The organism is Burkholderia sp. Bp8986 (assembly GCF_003854225.1).
Lineage (GTDB): Bacteria > Pseudomonadota > Gammaproteobacteria > Burkholderiales > Burkholderiaceae > Burkholderia.
Genome location: NZ_QTQM01000002.1, coordinates 349,338 through 371,074 on the forward strand (window position 1 = coordinate 349,338; position 21,737 = coordinate 371,074).

The 21,737-nt window shown below is 66.5% G+C and carries 17 protein-coding genes and 1 pseudogene; 1 reads left to right on the top strand and 17 read right to left on the bottom strand.

Going from position 1 to position 21,737, the window contains the following annotated elements; all coding sequences use genetic code 11:
* Positions 1–81 precede the first annotated feature (81 nt).
* The 17 genes from DID99_RS03560 to DID99_RS03640 form a co-directional block, all read right to left on the bottom strand.
* The gene (locus DID99_RS03560; RefSeq protein ID WP_124488608.1) at positions 82–1,281 is read right to left on the bottom strand and encodes an acetyl-CoA C-acyltransferase; all 1,200 of its coding nucleotides are present in this window, start codon (positions 1,279–1,281) and stop codon (positions 82–84) included.
* A gap of 25 nt (positions 1,282–1,306) precedes the next feature.
* On the bottom strand, positions 1,307–3,742 hold the full coding sequence (locus DID99_RS03565; protein WP_124666070.1) for a 3-hydroxyacyl-CoA dehydrogenase/enoyl-CoA hydratase family protein: 2,436 nt from the start codon (positions 3,740–3,742) through the stop codon (positions 1,307–1,309).
* 113 nt (positions 3,743–3,855) lie between these two features.
* Positions 3,856–5,643, bottom strand: coding sequence for an acyl-CoA dehydrogenase C-terminal domain-containing protein (locus tag DID99_RS03570; protein WP_044846830.1), 1,788 nt, complete (start codon positions 5,641–5,643; stop codon positions 3,856–3,858).
* 57 nt (positions 5,644–5,700) lie between these two features.
* On the bottom strand, positions 5,701–6,300 hold the full coding sequence (locus tag DID99_RS03575) for a TetR/AcrR family transcriptional regulator (protein ID WP_006751498.1): 600 nt from the start codon (positions 6,298–6,300) through the stop codon (positions 5,701–5,703).
* A 199-nt stretch (positions 6,301–6,499) separates the two neighbouring features.
* Positions 6,500–7,774 (bottom strand): cardiolipin synthase ClsB, encoded by a 1,275-nt coding sequence (gene clsB / locus DID99_RS03580; RefSeq protein WP_124666071.1) that lies wholly within the window; start codon positions 7,772–7,774, stop codon positions 6,500–6,502.
* Positions 7,771–8,265, bottom strand: coding sequence for a dihydroneopterin triphosphate diphosphatase (gene nudB / locus DID99_RS03585; RefSeq protein ID WP_044846843.1), 495 nt, complete (start codon positions 8,263–8,265; stop codon positions 7,771–7,773). Before nudB ends, clsB begins: the two co-directional genes overlap by 4 nt.
* Positions 8,266–8,420: 155 nt before the next feature.
* On the bottom strand, positions 8,421–10,223 hold the full coding sequence (gene aspS / locus DID99_RS03590; RefSeq protein WP_124666072.1) for an aspartate--tRNA ligase: 1,803 nt from the start codon (positions 10,221–10,223) through the stop codon (positions 8,421–8,423).
* 67 nt (positions 10,224–10,290) lie between these two features.
* On the bottom strand, positions 10,291–10,941 hold the full coding sequence (locus DID99_RS03595; RefSeq protein WP_027785397.1) for a DUF502 domain-containing protein: 651 nt from the start codon (positions 10,939–10,941) through the stop codon (positions 10,291–10,293).
* 61 nt (positions 10,942–11,002) lie between these two features.
* Entirely contained in the window at positions 11,003–11,347 is a 345-nt protein-coding gene (locus DID99_RS03600) for an FmdB family zinc ribbon protein (protein ID WP_044846833.1), read from the bottom strand.
* A gap of 95 nt (positions 11,348–11,442) precedes the next feature.
* Positions 11,443–12,069, bottom strand: a complete 627-nt coding sequence (locus tag DID99_RS03605) for an SAM-dependent methyltransferase (protein WP_124666073.1) — start codon at positions 12,067–12,069, stop codon at positions 11,443–11,445.
* Positions 12,070–12,086: 17 nt separating this feature from the next.
* Complete coding sequence (ubiB, locus tag DID99_RS03610) at positions 12,087–13,664, bottom strand: ubiquinone biosynthesis regulatory protein kinase UbiB (RefSeq protein WP_044846835.1); 1,578 nt, start codon at positions 13,662–13,664, stop codon at positions 12,087–12,089.
* A 12-nt stretch (positions 13,665–13,676) separates the two neighbouring features.
* The gene (locus DID99_RS03615; protein WP_044846836.1) at positions 13,677–14,303 is read right to left on the bottom strand and encodes an SCP2 domain-containing protein; all 627 of its coding nucleotides are present in this window, start codon (positions 14,301–14,303) and stop codon (positions 13,677–13,679) included.
* 163 nt (positions 14,304–14,466) lie between these two features.
* Positions 14,467–15,501 carry a Tim44 domain-containing protein gene (locus DID99_RS03620; protein WP_124666074.1) on the bottom strand — a complete coding sequence of 345 codons (1,035 nt, stop codon included), beginning with the start codon at positions 15,499–15,501 and terminating at the stop codon, positions 14,467–14,469.
* A gap of 41 nt (positions 15,502–15,542) precedes the next feature.
* Positions 15,543–16,274 (bottom strand): bifunctional demethylmenaquinone methyltransferase/2-methoxy-6-polyprenyl-1,4-benzoquinol methylase UbiE, encoded by a 732-nt coding sequence (ubiE, locus tag DID99_RS03625; protein WP_044846838.1) that lies wholly within the window; start codon positions 16,272–16,274, stop codon positions 15,543–15,545.
* 52 nt (positions 16,275–16,326) lie between these two features.
* Positions 16,327–16,740 (bottom strand): gamma-butyrobetaine hydroxylase-like domain-containing protein, encoded by a 414-nt coding sequence (locus tag DID99_RS03630; RefSeq protein ID WP_124666075.1) that lies wholly within the window; start codon positions 16,738–16,740, stop codon positions 16,327–16,329.
* A complete protein-coding gene (locus DID99_RS03635; RefSeq protein WP_044846840.1) occupies positions 16,737–17,180 on the bottom strand; it encodes an HIT family protein in 444 nt (147 codons plus the stop codon). The genes DID99_RS03630 and DID99_RS03635 overlap by 4 nt, the downstream gene beginning before the upstream one ends.
* A gap of 85 nt (positions 17,181–17,265) precedes the next feature.
* Positions 17,266–21,291 carry a DUF3683 domain-containing protein gene (locus DID99_RS03640; RefSeq protein WP_124521038.1) on the bottom strand — a complete coding sequence of 1,342 codons (4,026 nt, stop codon included), beginning with the start codon at positions 21,289–21,291 and terminating at the stop codon, positions 17,266–17,268.
* Between DID99_RS03640 and DID99_RS38420 the strand changes: the two are divergent.
* A pseudogene (locus tag DID99_RS38420) lies at positions 21,277–21,726 on the top strand (hypothetical protein). The gene DID99_RS03640 and the pseudogene DID99_RS38420 overlap by 15 nt on opposite strands.
* Positions 21,727–21,737 lie beyond the last annotated feature (11 nt).

The following is a 21,737-nucleotide window of genomic DNA, read 5'->3' on the forward strand; positions in this document are numbered from 1 at the left end:
CTTTGACTTTCCTCTTCCGGAATGAAAAACGGTGCGCAAGCTCGTGGCTCGCGCACCGTGATCGCTACTGTCCCGCTCCGCTTACAGGCGTTCGATGATGCCCGCCGCACCCATGCCGGTGCCGACGCACATCGTGACCATCCCGTACTTCAGGTTGCGGCGGCGCAGGCCGTGCACGACGGTCGCCGCGCGGATCGCGCCGGTCGCGCCGAGCGGATGGCCGAGCGCGATCGCGCCGCCAACCGGGTTGACCTTCGACGGGTCGAGGCCGAGATCGCGGATCACCGCCAGCGACTGCGCGGCGAATGCCTCGTTCAGCTCGATCCAGTCGAGATCGTCCTGCTTCAAGCCGGCAGCCTTCAGCGCGGCCGGAATCGCTTCCTTCGGCCCGATGCCCATGATTTCCGGCGGCACGCCGCGCACCGCGAAGCTCACGAAGCGCGCGAGCGGCGTCAGGTTGAATTCCTTGAGCACCTTCTCCGACACGACGAGCAGCGCGCCCGCGCCGTCCGACGTCTGCGAGCTGTTGCCGGCCGTGACCGAGCCCTTGTTCGCGAACACCGTGCGCAGCTTCGCGAGGCCTTCGAGCGTCGTATCCGCGCGCGGACCTTCGTCCAGCTTGATCTCGCGCATCTTCACGTCGATTTCACCGGTCGCGAGGTTCGGGAAACGCTCGGTGATCGTGTACGCGGCGATTTCGTCGCCGAACTCGCCGGCCTGCTGCGCGGCGAGCGCCTTGCGGTGCGATTCGACCGAGAATGCGTCCTGGTCTTCGCGGCTCACCTTCCACTGCTCGGCGACGCGCTCGGCGGTCAGGCCCATCCCGTACGCAATGCCGAAATCCTCGCTGCGATCGAAGATATGCGGCGACATCGACGGCTTGTTGCCCATCATCGGCACCATGCTCATCGATTCGCAGCCGCCCGCGAAGATCGCGTCCGATTCGCCGACGCGGATGCGGTCCGCCGCCATCGCCAGCGCCGTGATGCCCGACGCGCAGAAGCGGTTGACCGTCACGCCGCCGACCGTCTGCGGCAGGCCGGCGAGCAGCGCGCCCATGCGGGCGACGTTCAGGCCCTGCTCGGCTTCCGGGATCGCACAGCCGATGATCGCGTCCTCGATCACTTTCGTGTCGAGGCCGGGCACCTGCGCGACTGCCGACTTGATCGCATGAACCAGCAGCTCGTCGGGGCGCGTGTTCTTGAAGACACCGCGCGGGGCCTTGCCGATCGGGGTGCGGCTGGCGGCGACGATGTATGCGTCTTGCAGTTGTTTGCTCATTTCAGACTCCTTGTCGTCTGCTCGCTCAGTTACGCACCGGCTTGCCGGTCTGCAACATGCCCATGATCCGTTCCTGCGTCTTCTGCGTGCCGAGCAGCTCGACGAACGCGCGGCGCTCGAGCGCGAGCAGCCACTCTTCGTCGACGAGGCTGCCGGCTTCGACGTCGCCGCCGCACACGGCTTCGGCGATGCGGCTCGCGATCAGGTAGTCGTGGTCGCTGATGAAGCGGCCGTCACGCATGTTGACGAGCGATGCCTTGATCGTCGCGATCGCCGAGCGGCCTGCGACCGGCACGTCCTTCGCGCGCAGCGGCGCGCGGTAGCCGACGGCGGCCAGCGCACGCGCTTCCTTCTTCGCGGCGTCGAGCAGTTCGAACACGTTGAAGACGATCGTGTCGGACGGCTTCAGGTAGCCCATCGCACGCGCATCGTGCGCCGACGACGACACCTTCGCCATCGCCGCGTTCTCGAACGACTTCGTGACGAACTTCAGGATGTCGGTGGTCGCGTTCGCGGCCGTTGCGGCGTCCGCTGCGCGCAGTGCCGCTTCCTTCAGGCCGCCGCCTGCCGGCACGAGGCCGACGCCCACTTCGACGAGACCGATGTAGCTCTCGACGTGCACGACGCGCTTCGCGCTGTGCAGCATCAGCTCGCACCCGCCGCCGAGCGCGATGCCCGACACGGCCGCGACGACCGGCACGTTAGCGTACTTCACGCGCAGCATGCCTTCCTGGAACTTCTTCACGAACGGCTCGATGCCCTTCGCGCCGCCCATCATGAACGCGGGCATCGCCTCCTCGAGGTTCGCGCCGGCCGAGAACGGGCCGCCCGGCGTGCCGAGCTTCAGCGACGTCGGCTGCCAGATCACCACGCCCTTGTAATCCTTCTCCGCGAGTTCGATCGCCTGCACGAGGCCGTCGATCACGCTCGGTCCGATCGTGTTCATCTTCGACTTGAACGACACGATCACGACGTCGTCCTCGCCTGCGCGATCATCGACCCATGCGCGCACCGCGTCGGTTTCGAACAGCGTCTTGCCGTACGTCTTCGGATCGGCGCCGGCTTCGCCGACGAGCGGCGCGCGGAACACCTGCTTGCCGTAGACGGCCAGGTCCGAGCGCGGCACGAAGCGCTTCGACGCCGGCGCCCACGAGCCTTCGGCCGTGTGCACGCCGCCCTTCTCCGCAACCGCGCCTTCGAGCACCCACGACGGCAGCGGCACGTTCGCGAGCGCCTTGCCGGCCGCGATGTCTTCCTGCACCCATTCGGCGACCTGCTTCCAGCCGGCGGCCTGCCAGCCTTCGAAGGGGCCTTCGTTCCAGCCGAAGCCCCAGCGGATCGCGAGGTCGACGTCGCGCGCGTTGTCGGCAATCGACTCGAGATGCACGCCGATGTAGTGGAACACGTCGCGGAAGATCGACCACAGGAACTGCGCATGCGGATGGTCCGTCTCGCGCAGCAGCTTCAGGCGTTCCGCCGGCGGGCGCTTCAGGATGCGGCCGACGGTTTCGTCCGCCTTCGCGCCCGAATCCACGTAGGTGCCCGTCTTCGCGTCGAGCACCTTGATCGCCTTGCCTTCCTTCTTGTAGAAACCGCCGCCCGTCTTCTGGCCGAGCGCGCCCTGCTTCACCAGTTCGGCGAGCACGGCGGGCGTCTGGTAGACCGGGAAGAACGGATCGTCGGCAAGGTTGTCCTGCATCGTCTTGATCACGTGCGCCATCGTGTCGAGGCCGACCACGTCCGCGGTGCGGAACGTCGCCGACTTCGCGCGGCCGAGGCGGCTGCCCGTCAGGTCGTCGACCTCGTCGAAACGCAGGCCGAACTTCGCGGCCTCGGTGATCACCGCGAGGATCGAGAAGATGCCGACGCGGTTCGCGATGAAGTTCGGCGTGTCCTTCGCGCGCACGACGCCCTTGCCGACGATGCTCGTCAGGAAGGTTTCGAGCTGGTCGAGGATCTCCGGACGCGTGTGCGCGGTCGGGATCAGCTCGACGAGGTGCATGTAGCGCGGCGGGTTGAAGAAGTGCACGCCGCAGAAGCGCGACTTCAGCTCGTCCGAGAATCCTTCGGACAGCTTGGTGATCGACAGGCCAGACGTGTTGGTCGCGAAGATCGCGTGCGAAGCGATGTGCGGCGCGACCTTCTTGTACAGGTCGTGCTTCCAGTCCATCCGCTCGGCGATCGCTTCGATCACGACGTCGCACTCGGCGAGCTTCGCGATGTCGTCCTCGTAGTTCGCGGCTTCGAGGTATTTCGCGTCGTCCTTCACGCCGAACGGCGCGGGCGACAGCTTCTTCAGGTTTTCGATCGCCTTCAGCGCGATCGCGTTTTTCGGGCCTTCCTTGGCCGGCAGGTCGAACAGCAGCACCGGCACGCGCGCGTTGACGAGGTGCGCGGCGATCTGCGCGCCCATCACGCCGGCGCCCAGCACGGCGACCTTGCGAATCAGGAAATTGCTCACGGGATGTCTCCGGATAGTGTCGTGCAGCGCGGGTTGTGAGGGCTGCACGGCGAAGTGAGTACCAGGAACCGTTGGGTTCGGGCGGCGCGCGGCGCGCACCGCCCGGACTCGCGTCAGAACAGCGATTCGTCGACTTCCATCAGCGTCTTCGAACCGGCGCGCGCGGCGCGGATCGTCGCGGCCGTTTCGGGCAGCAGACGCGCGAAATAGAAGCGGGCCGTCGCGAGCTTCGACTTGTAGAACGGGTCGCCCGACGCTTCCTTGTCGAGCGCAAGACGCGCCATGCGCGCCCAGAAGTACGAGAACACCAGGTGGCCGACGGTGCGCAGGTACGGCACGGCGGCGGCGCCGACTTCGTCCGGGTTCTGCATCGCCTTCATGCCGATTTCCATCGTCAGCTTCTGCACCTTGTCGCCGATGTCGGCGAGCGGGTTGATGAACTCGGCCATCTCCGGCTTCACGCCTTCGGCTTCCGCGAATTCGGTGACGAGCTTGCCGAACTTCTTCAGCTTCGCGCCCATGTCGCCGAGCACCTTGCGGCCCAGCAGGTCGAGCGACTGGATCGAGTTCGTGCCTTCGTAGATCATGTTGATCCGCGCGTCGCGCACGTACTGCTCCATGCCCCACTCGGAGATGAAGCCGTGGCCGCCGTAGATCTGCATCGCGTGGTTGGTCGACTCGAACGCGTTGTCGGTCAGGAACGCCTTGATGATCGGCGTGAGCAGCGCGACGAGGTCGGCCGCTTCCTTGCGCACCGCTTCGTCACCGTGCGACAGCTCCTTGTCGATCTGCAGCGCGGACCAGTAAGTGAACGCGCGCGCGCCTTCCGCGTAGGCCTTCTGCGTGAGCAGCATGCGGCGCACGTCCGGGTGCACGATGATCGGATCGGCCGGCTTGTCCGGTGCCTTCGGGCCCGTCAGCGAGCGCATCTGCAGGCGTTCCTTCGCGTACGTCAGCGAGTTCTGGTACGCGACTTCCGTGAGGCCCAGGCCCTGCATGCCGACGCCCAGACGCGCGGCGTTCATCATCACGAACATCGCGTTCAAGCCCTTGTTCGGCTCGCCGACCATCCAGCCCTTCGCGTTGTCGAGGTTCATCACGCACGTCGAGTTGCCGTGGATGCCCATCTTGTGTTCGATCGAGCCGCACTTGATGCCGTTGCGCTCGCCCGGCTCGCCCGCGGCGTCCGGAATGAACTTCGGCACGATGAACAGCGAGATCCCCTTCGTACCTTGCGGCGCGTCCGGCAGGCGCGCGAGCACGAGGTGGACGATGTTCTTCGACATGTCGTGCTCGCCGCTCGAGATGAAGATCTTCGTGCCGCTGATCGAGTACGAGCCGTCGCCGTTCGGTTCGGCCTTGGTGCGCAGGATGCCGAGGTCGGTGCCGCAGTGCGGCTCGGTCAGGCACATCGTGCCCGTCCATTCGCCCGACACGAGCTTCGGCAGATACTGTTTCTGGAGTTCCGGCGCGCCGTGCGCGTGCAGGCATTCGTACGCGCCGTGCGACAGGCCCGGATACATCGTCCATGCCTGGTTCGCCGAGTTCAGCATTTCGTAGAGCGCGTTGTTCACGAACGCGGGCAGGCCCTGGCCGCCGTAGTCCGGATCGCAGCCGAGCGCCGGCCAGCCGGCCTCGACGTACTGCCGATACGCTTCCTTGAAGCCGGTCGGGGTCTTCACGACGCCGTCGCCTTCATACGTGCAGCCTTCGCGGTCGCCGACCTGGTTCAGCGGGAACAGTACCTCGGAGCAGAACTTGCCCGCCTCCTCGAGGACCTGGTTGATCGTGTCGGCGTCGAGGTCCGCATGCCGCGGCATTTGCTTGACCTCGGCCTCGACATTCAGAAGCTCGTGCAACACGAATTGCATGTCGCGCAGCGGCGCGGCGTACTGTCCCATGACTCTCTCCAAAGGTGGGCAAACGGCTCGAGCTCCTGGCGGGCGGATCACGCGCCGCTAACGGCTCTCGCTCTGATACGAAACGATCGTCTTTTCCAGCGCGGCCCACGTGAGGCGCACGGCATCCGGCGAATGCAGGAATCGTGCGTCGTGATGCAGGCCGAGCGTGAAGCTGTACAGCTCGAAGAGCATCAGGTCCGGATCGGTATCCGCACGCAGATGGCCTTCTTCCTTCGCCTGCGAAATGGCACGCAGCATCGCGGCACGCCAGGCCGTCACGCTCGCGATCAACTGCTCGCGTACCGGGCTGTCAGGCCGGTCGTCGTACTCGACCGCACCGCTGATGTAGATGCATCCGGTCGTCACCTCCTGGATGCGCTTCTCCGTCCAGCGGGCCAGCATCGCCCGAAGGCGCGGCAAGCCTCGCGGCTCGCGCAGACTCGGAAAGAACACCTCGTTCTCGAAACGATGGTGATACTCGCGGACGACCTCGACCTGCAGGTCCTCGCGCGATCCGAAGTGCGCGAACACACCGCTCTTGCTCATCTGCATGCGCTCGGCCAGCAGGCCGATCGTCAGCCCCTCCAGCCCGTCACGGCTGGCGAGGTCCAAAGCAGCTTCGAGTATCGCGGCACGCGTCTGTTCGCCTTTTCGCATAGCTATTTCTGTAACCGTTCGGGGGTTCGAATAAAATCGAACGGCCGTACTATTATTGAGTGCGGCCGCTCGCGAAAACAAGGAAATTATTAGAAACCGGTGTCTAACCGAGCCGCTATTTTGCGCGATTCCGGAGGACCGGAGCGGCTTTTCCGCACGAACGTGCGGACAGATTGATGAAGCGGATGCTGAATCCGTGTCAGTCGTAACCGCCGACCGTCAGCGCCTTCATCACGAGGCGGTACGTGTTGTATGCGAGCCAGTTCAGCATACGCTCGATGCGCGGCCGTGCGGCGTACCGGGCGGCATCGATTTCGCGGCCTTCGGAGAAGGCGGCCGCGATCGCGTCGCGCAGCTGGTTCGTGACCGCATCGTAGCGCACCAGCACGACGTTCGCCTCATTGTTCAGCATCAGGCTCAGCGCGTCCAGGTTCGACGAGCCGACGGTCGCCCAGTTGTCGTCGATCACGGCCACCTTGCCGTGCAGCATCGTCTTGTCGTATTCCGCCACGCGCACGCCCGCGCGCAGCAGCGCGTGATACAGGAACGGCACGGCCGTATCGAGCGCCGCGAATTCCTTGCGGCCGATCAGGATCCGCACGTCGACGCCGCGACGTGCCGCGCCGGTCAGCGCGCGGCGCAGCTTGCGGCCCGGCATGAAGTACGGATTCGCGAGCAGGATCCGCTGGCGCGCCTGGCCAATCGCGGCGAGATACGCCTTCTCGATCGCGCGGCGGTTCACGACGTTGTCGCGCGCGACGAACGCGACGCTCGGCTCGGTCACGACCCGCAGCGCACCGGCCTTGATCCAGCGGTGGCTGCGCATCCAGCGCCGGAACATGTCCGGAAACGCCTCGCCGCCGTGCAGCCCCGCCGCGTACTGCGCGTACGGCTTGTGGCCGAACTGGATCCGGTGCCACTGCAGCTCGAACGCGGCGCGCACGTCCGACACCGCCGGCCCCGCCATCTCGACCGCGAAATCCCAGCGCGGAAACGGCAGCGTTGCGCTGCCCTGCGTGAAGTCGTCGACGATGTTGATGCCACCGCAGAACGCGACCGCATGATCGATCACCGCGAGCTTGCGGTGCGTGCGCGAGAAGCCGAAGCGGCCGAACAGGTAGCGGTTGTAGATGCAATGCTCGACGCCGGCCTCGGCCCACGTGTCGAACAGCGGCAGGCGCGCGGTGCCGATGCCGTCGGTGATCACGCGCACGCGCACGCCGCGCTGCGCCGCGCGGATCAGCGCATCCGACACCGGCCGGCCGGCCGCATCGTCGCAGAAGATGTAGGTTTCGAGCATCACCTGCTCGCGCGCCGCATCGATCCGTTCGATCAGCGCGTGGAAGAATTCGTTGCCGGTCTCGCAGAGCCGTACCGTGTTGCCGGCCGTGAACGCGAGCCGCGACGCGGAGCCGCGCTCCTGCAGGAACATCTGCCGCAATTGCGCGAAGCGCTTGCGGGTTTCCGCATTCATGCGGACGAGCCGTGCGGTGCCCGCGCGAGCGACACGCGCACGGGCAATTGCAGGATCGCCTCGGCATTCGACGGCGAGAAGCAGCGCGCGGCCGCTTCGCGGAACGGCAGCCACGCGTAGTCGACGTGCTCGCGCGGCGACAGCGTCACGTCGACGCGATGCGGCACGCACAGGCCGAACCAGTGCTCGACGTTGCGCGTGACGCCCGGCGCATAGCGATGCAGGTATTGCGGATAGATCGCGTATTCGATCCGGTGGTGCCAGTCGACCAGCGCGGTGGCCGGCACGTCGTGCGACCCGACCGCGATGCCGGTTTCCTCGGCGACTTCGCGTGCGGCCGTGAGCGCGAGCGGCTCGTCGGGCGCGTCCTTCGACCCGGTCACCGATTGCCAGAAATCGGGCTGGTCGGCACGCTTGATCACCAGCACGTCGAGTTCGGGCGTGTAGATCACGACGAGAACGGATTCGGGGATTTTCGGCGGCTTCGTCATCTTGGTTTCATGCGGCACAGGGCCGTGCGTCGGGCCTGTGCCCGAACGTGCGGCAAGTGCTGCGACTGTACCGCAAAAAGCGAAAAAGGCGCACCAGGCGCCTTCTTCGTTGGGCGTCGTGCGCGCGTCGCCGCGCACACGATCGTTGACAAGCGTTACGCCTTCGGCTGTTCCGGCTGACGCAGACGGATGTGCAGTTCGCGCAGCTGACGCTCGTCGACCGGGCTCGGCGCCTGCGTGAGCAGATCCTGCGCACGCTGCGTCTTCGGGAACGCGATCACGTCGCGGATCGAGTCGGCACCGGCCATCATCGTGACGATGCGGTCGAGACCGAACGCGATACCGCCGTGCGGCGGCGCGCCGTACTGCAGCGCGTCGAGCAGGAAGCCGAACTTCAGTTGCGCTTCCTCCGCGCCGATCTTCAGCGCGCGGAACACCTTGCTCTGCACTTCCTCGCGGTGGATACGCACCGAGCCGCCGCCGATTTCCCAGCCGTTCAGCACCATGTCGTAGGCCTTCGCGAGGCAACGGCCCGGGTCGGTCTCGAGGTACTCGAGGTGTTCGTCCTTCGGGCTGGTGAACGGGTGGTGTGCCGCGACGTAGCGCGCGTCTTCGTCGTCGTATTCGAACATCGGGAAGTCGACGACCCACAGCGGCTTCCAGCCGGCCTGGACGAGACCGTTCGCCTTGCCGAATTCCGAATGGCCGATCTTCAGGCGCAGCGCGCCGAGGCTGTCGTTGACGACCTTCGCGCGGTCGGCCGCGAAGAAGATGATGTCGCCGTCTTCAGCGCCGGTGCGCTCGAGGATCGCCGCGATCGAGGCGTCGTGCAGGTTCTTGACGATCGGGCTTTGCAGGCCGTCGCGGCCCTTCGCCTTTTCGTTGACCTTGATCCACGCGAGGCCCTTCGCGCCGTAGATGCGCACGAATTCCGTGTAGCCGTCGATGTCGCCGCGCGACAGCTCGCCGCCCTTCGGCACGCGCAGCGCCGCGACACGGCCGTCCTTCGCGTTGGCCGGCGTGCTGAACACCTTGAAGTCGACGTCCTTCATCGCGTCGGTCAGCTCGGTGAATTCGAGCTGCACGCGCAGGTCCGGCTTGTCCGAGCCGAAGCGCGCCATCGCTTCCGAGTACGGCATCAGCGGGAATTTCGCGTCGAGTTCGACGTCGATCGTCGTCTTGAAGATGTGACGGATCATGTCTTCGAACAGGTCACGGATTTCCTGCTCGCCGAGGAACGACGTTTCGCAGTCGATCTGCGTGAATTCCGGCTGACGATCGGCGCGGAGGTCTTCGTCGCGGAAGCACTTGGTGATCTGGTAGTAACGGTCGAAGTTCGCGACCATCAGCAGCTGCTTGAACAGCTGCGGCGACTGCGGCAGCGCGAAGAACTGGCCCGCGTTCACGCGCGACGGCACGAGGTAGTCGCGCGCGCCTTCCGGCGTGCTCTTCGTCAGCATCGGCGTTTCGATGTCGATGAAGCCCTGCTCGTCGAGGTACTTGCGCGCTTCGATCGCGACACGGTAGCGCAGGCGCAGGTTGTGCTGCATCTGCGGACGGCGCAGGTCGAGCACGCGGTGCGTGAGGCGCGTCGTTTCCGACAGGTTGTCGTCGTCGAGCTGGAACGGCGGCGTGACCGACGCGTTCAGCACGATCAGCTCATGACACAGCACTTCGATCTTGCCGCTCTTCAGGCCGGCGTTGACCGTGCCTTCCGGACGGTTGCGCACGAGACCCTTGATCTGCACGCAGAACTCGTTGCGCACGCCTTCGGCGGTCGCGAACATTTCCGCGCGATCGGGGTCGCACACCACCTGCACGAGGCCTTCACGATCGCGCAGGTCGATGAAGATCACACCGCCGTGATCGCGGCGGCGCTGCACCCAGCCGCACAGCGACACGGTTTGGCCCAGCAGGTGTTCGGTCACGAGACCGCAGTATTCAGTACGCATCGACATGATGTTTGCTTTCGTTCGGTTTGATCAACGGGCGCCGCAACGCGCGGCCCGGGCGATGATTCTTTACTTACAGCGGCGGCTCGACGGGACGGCGGGCGGGCGCCGGAGCCGGCGCCGAAGGCGCCACGACGCCCATCGAGACGATGTACTTGAGCGCGGCATCGACCGACATGTCGAGTTCGATGACTTCGCTCTTCGGCAGCATCAGGAAGAAGCCCGACGTCGGGTTCGGCGTCGTGGGCACGTACACGCTCACGTACTCTTCCGTCAGATGGTTGACCACGTCGCCGCCGGGCGCGCCGGTCAGAAACGCGATCGTATACGAGCCGCGGCGCGGGTATTCGATCAGGAGCGCCTTGCGGAACGCATTGCCGCTGCTCGACAGCAGCGTGTCCGACACCTGCTTGACGCTCGTGTAGATCGGCCCGACGACCGGGATGTGACGCACGACCGCATTCCACCACGTGACGAGCTTCTGGCCGATGAAGTTCTGCGTCGCCAGCCCGACGACGAAGATGAACGCGAGCGTCAGCACCGCGCCGATCCCCGGCAGATGGAAGCCGAGCATCCGCTCCGGCTGCCACGATTCGGGCAGGAGCAGCAGCGTCTGATCCATCGTACCGATGATGAGGCCGAGCACCCACAGCGTGATCGCGAGCGGGACGAGAACCAGCAGGCCGGTCAGAAACACCGTTTTCAGGGTCGTCTTTTTCATCATCTGCCGTCAATGAACCGCGCCGGAAGCGCGGGTTGGTCGCGACCCGGCCGGGCCGCGACGGTCAACTGCCGGCGGCGGGCGCTGCGGCCGGGGCCGGCGCGGCGCTCGTCGTCGTACTTTCGGAACCCGACGCAGCGGGCGCGGCTGCCGCCGGCGCCGCGGCGGCCGGTGCTGCCGTGCCCGTGTCGCCGGACGCCGTCGCCGGCGCGCTGGTGCCGCCCGAGCCACCGCGGAAATCGGTGACATACCAGCCGGAGCCCTTCAGCTGGAAGCCGGCGGCGGTAACCTGCTTGCGAAAAGCATCCTTCCCGCATTCGGGGCACTGCGACAGCGGCGCGTCGCTCATCTTCTGGAGCACGTCCTTCGCGAAACCGCACGCTTCGCATCGATAGGCGTAGATCGGCATGATATTTTTCCCGCAGAAACTGGAAACGGCTTGCAAAACCTTGAATTATATCCGAAACCCCGGCGCACTCCGGCAACGGCCGCGACGCGCGGGCTTCAGCGACGGCGCCATGTGAGCCAGCGCTCGTTTCCGTCGAACACGGCCAGCGAATCGGTCACCGGCAGATCATCGATCAGCTCGAAGTGCGGCGCGAGCAGCGCATCGAGTTCGGCCCGCTCGATGCCGAACGGCGGCCCTTTCGGTTTCTTCGTCACGAAGAAATACCCGGCCAGCAGCGCACCGGCGGGCAGCAGTTCGGCCATCCGCGTCGCGTAACGGGCGCGCAGGCTCGGCGGCAGCGCGCACAGGAACGCGCGCTCGTACACCCACTGCACGTCGAACGGCGGCCGGTACGTGAAGAAATCGGCCTGCTCGACGACGTCCGCGTGCGCGCCGAGCTGCGCCTTCGCAGCCGCCACCGCCTGCGCGGCGAAATCGATCGCGCGCACGGGCCAGCCGGCCTGCGCGAGCCAGCCGGCTTCCTGCGCACTGCCGCAGCCGGGGATCAGCACCGCGCACGGCTCGTGCCGCTGCGCAAACGCGCGAAACCCGTCCGGCACGCCGCCGAATTCCCACGGCGTCACGCCGCGCACGAAACGCTCGTCCCAGAACGCGGCACTGCCGGGGTCGCGCGTCGCGAAATCGGCGGCGCTCGGCGCGGACGGTTGTTTCGGTTCGGACATCGCTCCGGCCCCTTCGGTCACGCGCCGTACGCGAGCGCGAGCAGCACGCGCGCGACGAGCGCCCCGACGCCGACGGCAAGACCGAAGATCAGCAATGCCTGCATCAGCCGGTTGGTTCGTTTCTGCTCGATGAGGATCTGGCGCATCAGGTCCTCGCTCGCCGCGCGCGGCGCATCGTGGCGCGCCGCCATCGCGTGGTGGATCAGCCGCGGCAGTTGCGGCAGCGTCTTGCTCCACTGCGGCGCCTCGACCTTGAAGCGCTCGTACCAGCCGCGCAGGCCGATCTGCTCGGTCATCCAGCGCTCGAGATACGGCTTCGCGGTCTTCCACAGGTCGAGTTCGGGATCGAGCGAACGGCCGAGCCCTTCGACGTTCAGCATCGTCTTCTGCAGCAGCACGAGCTGCGGCTGGATCTCGACGTTGAAGCGGCGCGACGTCGAGAACAGGCGCATCAGCACCTGGCCGAGCGAGATGTCCTTCAGCGCGCGGTCGAAATACGGCTCGCACACCGCGCGGATCGCGCTCTCGAGTTCCTCGACGCGCGTCTCGGGCGGCACCCAGCCCGATTCGAGGTGCAGCGTCGCGACGCGGTGGTAATCGCGCTTGAAGAACGCGAGGAAGTTCTGCGCGAGGTAGTTCTTGTCGAAATCCGACAACGCGCCGACGATCCCGAAATCGAGCGCGATATAGCGGCCGAACGTGTTCGGATCGAGGCTCACCTGGATGTTGCCCGGGTGCATGTCCGCGTGAAAGAAACCATCGCGAAACACCTGCGTGAAGAAGATCTCGACGCCTTCGCGCGCGAGCTTCTTGATGTCGACGCCGGCCGCGCGCAGCGTCTCGACCTGGCTGATCGGCACGCCGGTCATGCGCTCCATCACGAGCACCTGCGACGTCGAGAAATCCCAGAACATCTCGGGCACGAGCAGCAGGTCGAGGCCCGCGAAGTTGCGGCGCAGCTGGCTGCCGTTCGCGGCCTCGCGCATCAGGTCGAGCTCGTCGTGCAGGTACTTGTCGAATTCGGCGACGACTTCGCGCGGCTTCAGGCGCCGGCCGTCGGCCCACATGCGCTCCGTCCACGTCGCGATGTCGCGCATCAGCGCGAGGTCGGAATCGATCACCGGCAGCATGTTCGGGCGCAGCACCTTGACCGCGACGGCCTTGCCCGCGTGCACGCCCTGCTTCAGCTTCGCGAAATGCACCTGCGCGATCGACGCGCTCGCGACCGGCTCGCGCTCGAATTCGTCGAACAGCTCGTCGACCGGCGCGCCGAGCGACTTCTCGATGATCGCGATCGCCACCGCGGAATCGAACGGCGGCACCTGGTCCTGCAGCTTCGCGAGTTCGTTCGCGAAATCGACCGACAGCAGGTCGCGGCGCGTCGACAGCACTTGGCCGAACTTCACGAAGATCGGGCCGAGGCTTTCGAGCGCGTGACGCAGCCGTACGGCGGGCGGATCGGAAAAGCGGCGGCCGATCGTCGTGATCCGCAGCAGCAGCTTCACGCGCCGGTCGTCGATCCGGGACAGCATCACTTCGTCGAGGCCAAAGCGGATGACGGTGTAGACAATCTTGATGAAACGGAAAATGCGCATGCCCTGCGGCCCTCAGTGCGCGCCGCGCGGGCCGGAGCCCGTGCGCGCGCCGATTTTTTGTTCGAGTCGCTCGACCCGCTTTTCGACCCGCGCGAGCGCATCGCGCGCCCGCGCCAGTTCGGCGTCGAAGCCGCCGAGCACCGTGCGTCGGACGACTTGCGGGTTCTCGTCGAGCAAGTACTCGGCGACGGAATCGAGCACGTTGCGGCCGGTGCGGCGCGCGCGCGCGCCGGCGTCGCGCACGACCGTCGCGATCCGGTACGCCGCCGCGTCGCCGACCAGCTTCGCGAGATCTTCCTCAGGTTCCCAGCGCAGGTGCTCGGCCAGCTTCGCGATCTGGGTCGCGAACTCGGCGTCGCCCTCGATCTTCACGTGCTTCATCACGGCCGCCTGGCCGCCCTGCAGGAATGCGGCGACCGTGTCGCCCGCGAGCGCGATCGACACGTCGACGTGCTGCGCATCGTGCGCTTCCACCGCGGACAGGTAGCCATCGGGCTGCACGAGCAGCGTGAGCGTGACGGGCGGCACGTCGAGCCGGGCGGTCTTGCCCGCGTAGGGGATCAGGCGATCGCGCGCCCACGATTCGCGCGCGAGCAGGTGATTGACAGCAGCAGCAAAAGGCTTGGCGGCAAAGGTCATCGGGCTGGGAAAGAAAAAACCCGCGCAGGCCGGGCGCCCACGCGGGTTTCTATTGTAACGTCGGATCGTCGGCAGCCCGCGGCCAACCGCACACCCGGGCGGCAAGCGGTCGCAGTGCGGCGGCCGTCGCCCGGGCAGCCGGCAAGCCGGCCGCCGGTCACGCTCAGTGCGTGTTGATCTGCTGGATACCCGCGAGCAGCCAGCCCTGGCCGCCCGACTTCGACAGGTTCCACACCTCGTCGAACGGCGCCGCCGACGCATTCGCCGATTCGCGGATCAGCCCGTGGAAGCGCACGCTCGCCGACTGCTCGATGCCGCGATCCTCGATCGCGACCAGTTCCGCGTCGAGCTGCACGACATCGGTCTGGTTCGCCTCGTTGCCGCGCGAATCGAGGTCGATCTTGATCTCGGCGAACATTTCCGGCGTCGTGAACTCGCGGATGTCGGCCAGGTTGCCCTGGTCCCACGCCGCCTGCAGGCGCACGAAGTAGACCTTCGCGCTGCGCAGGAACGCTTCGGTGTCGAAGCCGGCCGGCACCTGCAGCGGTGCGGCCGCCATCGCGCCCGCCGCGCCCGCGGCCGCTGCGCCGCCGCCGAACACGCCCTGCGCTTCGTTCGCGTAGCTGCTGCCGCTGCCGGCATAGTTGCTGCCGGTGCTGCCTTGCTGGAACGACGGGCTCTGCGAGTAGCCGCCCGACGACGAGGCCGAGCCGCCCACCGAGTACGCCGGTTCCTGCGGACGGCGACGGTTCATGAACTTGCGGATCAGCCAGATGCCGACCATCGCCAGCAGCGCGATCACGATGACGTTCGCCATCATGCTCGCGAACGCGCCGCCGAGGCCGAAGTGCGACAGCAGCGCCGCGATGCCGAGGCCGGCCGCGAGACCGGCGATCGGCCCGAGCCAGCGCGAGCGGTTCGGCTGCGCGGCCGGTGCCGGTGCGGCCGGGTTCGCGCGCTGCGCCTGCGCCGGCGCGGCCTGCTGCATCGGCTGCTGCGCGGGCGGCGTGGCCTGGCGCTGCGTGACAGTGGAACTCTGGCGGCCGATGCTGCGCCCGCCGCCCATACGTCTGGCTTCGGCGTCGAGCGATGCGAACGTGCCGGCCGTGAGCAGGCCGACCATCAGCAGCGTGCCGACCCGTCGAGCCCACGGCTTCGACGGCTTGCTACGGTTGAACAACGAACGCGATTCGGACATCAGCTTCTCCAGATGTAAGGCGAATGTATGGGAAGAACCCCTTAGTACTTGGTTCCTAGGTGTAAAGCTACCACGCCACCTGACAAATTGTAATATTTGACGGCATCGAGGCCCGCTTGTTCCATCATCGTCTTCAGCGTGTCCTGATCGGGGTGCATCCGGATAGATTCAGCAAGATACCGGTAACTTTCAGCATCTTTCGCGAACTTGTCGCCAAGCCACGGTAATACTTTGAAAGAATACAGATCGTACGCTTTTTTCAGCGGATCCCAGACTTTCGAGAATTCCAGCACCATCACGCGGCCGCCCGGCTTCGCCACGCGGCGCATCTCGGCCAGCGCCGCATCCTTGTGCGTCATGTTGCGCAGCCCGAACGCGACCGTGACCACATCGAAGTAGTTGTCCGGAAAGGGGATTTTCTCGGCATCGCACAGCAGCGACGGCGTCACGATGCCCTTGTCGAGCAGCCGGTCGCGGCCCACGCGCAGCATCGATTCGTTGATGTCGGTGTGCCAGACCTCGCCGGTCGGCCCGGCCGCCTTCGCGAACGCCTTGGTCAGGTCGCCGGTGCCGGCCGCGATGTCGAGCACCTTGAAGCCGGGGCGCACGTTCGCCTGCGCGATCGTGAACGCCTTCCACGCGCGGTGCATGCCGGCCGACATCAGGTCGTTCATCAGATCGTAGTTGCTCGCGACCGAATGGAACACGCCCGCCACTTTCTTCGCTTTTTCGGTTTCCTCGACGCTTTCGAAGCCGAAGTGGGTTTTGCTCATCGCGTTGATCCTCAGTAAATGGCAAGACGGCGCCGAGCGGGCGCCGTCGATTTCAGTGGCAGTGGCCGTGCGGCGCGGGAGCCGCCGGCATCGGCGCGTCGCGCTCGACGCCCGCCGCCAGCAGTTTGTCGAAATAGTCGCGCCACAGCGCGTCCTGCTGCGTCGCCAGTTCGTACAGCAGATCCCATGAGTAGATGCCGGTCGAATGACCGTCGGAGAACGTCGGCTGCAGCGCGTAGTTGCCCACGCCCTCGAGCGCGGTGATCGTCACCTCGCGCTTGCCGGTCTGCAGCGTCTCCTGGCCCGGCCCGTGGCCGCGCACCTCGGCCGACGGCGAATAGACGCGCATCAGCTCGAACGGAATCCGGTAATTTTCGCCGTTCGGGTACTGCAATTCGAGCACGCGCGACACCGCGTGCACGACGACGCCGGACGGAATCGGCGTCGTGGAAGTCAAACCGCTCATGGCTGCCTCGAATCGGTCATGCGTTGAATTTCCTCGCGCACCGCATTGTGCAGCAGCGAGGCCTGCGCCGCGCGCGTGCGCAGCAGCGCCTCGGACACGCTGCGCTGGCGCGGCGCCCAGACGGGCTGCGGAAAATGGGCGTCGTTGGAGAAGCGCGGGATCACGTGCCAGTGCACGTGCGGCACCATGTTGCCGAGGCTCGCGAGATTCACCTTGTTCGGCTGCATCACGCGGCGCACGGCGCGCTCCACCGCATACACCACGCGCATCAGATGTGCCCGCTCGGGCTCGCCGAGATCGGAAAACTCGGCCACGTGCGTGCCCCAGATCACCCGGCAGAAGCCAGGGTAATCGTGCTCGCCCGTCGCGAGCACGACGCGCAGCGCATCGTCCTGCCAGAGCACCTCGCCGCCGTCTTCACGGCAAAACACGCATTCCATCGTCGCTCCCATGTGGACGGGCGCCGGCGCATCTGCGCCGGCGCCCGCTCATTCCTGGCCCGCTCGGGCGGTCGTCATGCCCGCATTAGACCAGCACGCGCTCGATCCCGCCATTGTTCGCGTGTGCGACATAGTCGGCCATCCAGTTCTCGCCGAGCACCTGGCGCGCGATCTCGACCACGATGTAGTCGGCCTCGAGGTTCGCATCCTCGTTGTAGCGCGACAGGCCCTGCAGGCACGACGGGCAGCTCGTCAGGATCTTCACGTCCGGGCCGTTCGCGCTCGCGGCGGCCGGCGCGGGCGCGTTGCCGGCCACGACCGGGATGCTGCGCAGCTTCGCGGCGCCCTTGCGGATTTCCTCTTCCTTGCGGAAGCGGACCTGGGTGGAGATGTCCGGACGCGTGACCGCCAGCGTGCCCGATTCACCGCAGCAGCGCTCGTTCTTCTCGATCTTGTAGCCGTCCTTCTCCGCCCCCATCAGCTCGTTGACGAGCTTCACCGGGTCCATCGTCTTGATCGGCGTGTGGCACGGGTCGTGATACATGTAGCGCGTGCCCGTCACGCCGTCGAGCTTCATCCCCTTCTCGAGCAGGAACTCGTGAATGTCGATGATCCTGCAGCCCGGGAAGATCTTGTCGAATTCGTAGCCTGCGAGCTGGTCGTAGCAGGTGCCGCACGACACGACCACCGTCTTGATGTCGAGGTAGTTCAGCGTGTTCGCGACCCGGTGGAACAGCACGCGGTTGTCGGTGACGATCTTCTCGGCCTTGTCGTACTGGCCCGAGCCGCGCTGCGGATAACCGCAGCACAGGTAGCCCGGTGGCAGCACGGTCTGCACGCCCGCTTCCCACAGCATCGCCTGCGTCGCGAGGCCGACCTGCGAGAACAGGCGCTCGGAGCCGCAGCCCGGGAAGTAGAACACCGCTTCCGAATCGACGGTCGTCGACTTCGGGTTGCGGATGATCGGCACGATCTTGTTGTCCTCGATGTCGAGCAGCGCGCGCGCCGTCTTCTTCGGCAGGTTGCCCGGCATCTTCTTGTTGACGAAGTGGATCACCTGCTCGACCACGGGCGGCTTGCCGACCGTCGCGGGCGGATGCTGGGTCTGCTTCGTCACGACCTTCTTCAGCATGTCGTTCGCGAAGCGCTGCACCTTGTAGCCGACGCCCATCATCACGCCGCGCGCGGCGTTGATCGTCTGCGGATTGGTCGCGTTCAGGAAGAACATGCCCGCCGCATTGCCGGCGTTGAACTTCTTCTTGCCCATCTTGCGCAACAGGTTGCGCATGTTCATCGTGACGTCGCCGAAGTCGATCTTCACCGGGCACGGCGTCGCGCACTTGTGGCACACCGTGCAGTGGTCGGCCACGTCGTTGAACTCGTCCCAGTGCTTGATCGACACGCCGCGGCGCGTCTGCTCCTCGTACAGGAACGCCTCGACCAGCAGCGAGGTCGCGAGGATCTTGTTGCGCGGGCTGTAAAGCAGGTTCGCGCGCGGCACGTGGGTCGCGCACACCGGCTTGCACTTGCCGCAGCGCAGGCAGTCCTTCACCGAATCGGCGATCGCGCCGATGTCGGACTGCTGCATGATCAGCGACTCGTAGCCCATCAGCCCGAAGCTCGGCGTGTACGCGTTGCGCAGGTCGGCGCCGTCGAGCAGCTTGCCCTTGTTGAAGCGGCCGTTCGGGTCGACGCGCTGCTTGTACGCGCGGAATTCGGCGATCTCGTCGTCGGTCAGGAACTCGAGCTTCGTGATGCCGATCCCGTGTTCGCCGGAGATCACGCCGTCGAGCGAACGTGCGAGCGTCATGATGCGCGCGACCGCCGCGTGCGCGTCCTGCAGCATCTCGTAGTTGTCGGAGTTGACCGGGATGTTGGTGTGGACGTTGCCGTCGCCCGCGTGCATGTGCAGCGCGACGAACACGCGGCCGCGCAGCACCTGCTTGTGGATCGCCTGCGCCTCATCGAGGATCTGCTTGAACGCGCCGCCGTTGAAGATCGCGCGCAGCTCGGCGCGGATCTCCTGCTTCCACGAGATGCGGACCGTGCGGTCCTGCGTGACGTGGAACACGGTCGCGCCCGGCTGCTCGTCCGCGCGATCGGCGAACTTCTCGGCAAGCGCCTCGTAGCCGAGCTGCACCAGGTAGTGCTGCGCCTCGCGCAGCGGCTGGTCGAGCCGGTCGCGCACGAATTCCCAGCGTGCGCGCACGCGCTTGAGCAGCTCCAGCGCCTGCTGCACGCGATCCTCGAGCAGCTCGGCGCTCGGGATCTCGTTCGCGTCGTCGGTCTTGCCGAGCGGCAGGTTGCCGGCGCGGAAGAACGCTTCGAGCGCATCGACCAGCTGCAGCTTGTTCTTCAGCGACAGCTCGATGTTGATCCGCTCGATGCCGTCGGTGTACTCGCCCATCCGGTTCAGCGGGATGACGACGTCCTCGTTGATCTTGAACGCGTTGGTATGCTTCGCGATCGCGGCCGTGCGGCTGCGGTCGAGCCAGAAGCGCTTGCGCGCCTCCGCGCTGATCGCGACGAAGCCTTCGCCGCTCTTGCCGTTCGCCATCCGGATCACTTCGGACGTCGCGTGCGCGACCGCGTCGGCGTCATCGCCGACGATATCGCCGATCAGCACCATCTTGGGGAATGCGTTGCGCTTGCTCTTCGTCGCATAGCCGACCGCGCGCAGGTAGCGCTCGTCGAGGTGCTCGAGGCCCGCGAGGATCGCGCCGCCCTGCTTCGACGTTTCGAACAGGTAGTCCTTGATCTCGACGATGCTCGGGATCGCCTCGCGCGCCTGGCCGAAGAATTCGAGACAGACGGTGCGCGTGTGCGCGGGCATCTTGTGCAGCACCCAGCGCGCGGACGTGATCAGCCCGTCGCAGCCTTCCTTCTGCACGCCCGGCAGGCCGGCGAGGAACTTGTCGGTCACGTCCTTGCCGAGGCCTTCCTTGCGGAACCGGCGGCCTTCGATCTCGAGCATCTCGGTCTTCAGCAGTTTCTCGCCCGGCGCATACGCGCCGTCGAACCACTTCAGCTCGAACCGCGCGACCGCGATGTCGTGGATCTTGCCCTGGTTGTGCTCGTGGCGCGTGACTTCGAGCCAGTTGCCGTCCGGGTCGACCATCCGCCACCAGGCCAGGTTGTCGAGCGCGGTGCCCCACAGCACGGCCTTCTTGCCGCCGGCGTTCATCGCGACGTTGCCGCCGATGCACGATGCGTCGAGCGAGGTCGGGTCGACCGCGAACACGTAGCCGGCCGCCTCCGCCGCTTCCGTCACGCGGCGCGTGACGACGCCCGCGCCGGAGAAGATCGTCGGCACCTTGTGCGCGACGCCCGGCAGTTCGGTCAGCTCGACCGCGCCGAGCTGTTCGAGCTTCTCGGTGTTGATTACCGCGGAGAACGGCGTGAGCGGCACCGCGCCGCCCGTGTAGCCGGTGCCGCCGCCACGCGGGATCACGGTCAGGCCAAGCTCGAAGCACGCCTTGATCAGGCCCGCGATCTCGGCTTCGGTATCGGGGGTCAGCACGACGAACGGGTATTCGACGCGCCAGTCGGTCGCGTCGGTCACGTGCGACACGCGCGACAGCCCGTCGAAACGGATGTTGTCCTTCTGCGTGCAGCGGCCGAGCGCCTTGGTCGCGCGGCGGCGCAGGTCGGCCATCTTGTCGAATTCGTCGGCGAACTCGTCGACCGCGCGCTGCGCGGCGGCCTCGAGCATCTCGACGCGCTCGGCGCGTTCACGGCCCGCGTCGTCGTGGTGCGCGCTCAGGTCGGCGCGGCGGCGCTTGCCGATCTCGGTCAGGCGGTGGTTCAGCGCCTCGATCAGCAGCGCGCGGCGCTTCGGGTTGTCGAGCAGGTCGTCCTGCAGGTACGGGTTGCGGCGCACGACCCAGATATCGCCGAGCACCTCATACAGCATCCGTGCCGAGCGGCCCGTGCGGCGTTCGGCGCGCAGTTCGTCGAGCACCGACCACGCCTCCGCGCCGAGCAGGCGGATCACGATCTCGCGGTCGGAGAAGGACGTGTAGTTGTAGGGAATCTCGCGCAGACGGGGCGCGGGGTCGGCGGCGACGGCGGCGGCCGCGCCATGCGGATCGAAAACTTGTGGTGCGTTCATGTTCGGACGACTCGGAGGGCCGATACACCGTGCAGGGGCGTCGGCAAGCGCGTGGGCGCAATCTTGGGGAAATCTGTTCTGTTGCCAGGCGTGCGACTAACTCGCATGGGGCCGGAACGGGACTGAACTCACCGTTCCCGACGGGTGGGGCCTGGCGGCACTCGGAGCCATCAGCACGATCGCGCGCGGCGCGCATGCCGCTCCGCCGCGGGGCTGGCTGCGCGCGGCGTCGGCTTCAACGGGGCGATCCGAGGGTGCCTCTGCATCTTCCGATCCTTGATTCAAAACGGAATTCTAACCCATGATCGGGCCACGCGTGACACGCCGGACAGGTCGTGGGGCTATCGCCGCAAGCCGCGCCGGGCTTGGCTCGGCACGTTTTCGCGCCGGAATTCGCCGTCCGTCCGGTCGGTAACCATGCGGTTAAACCGGTAAAAAGGGACGCC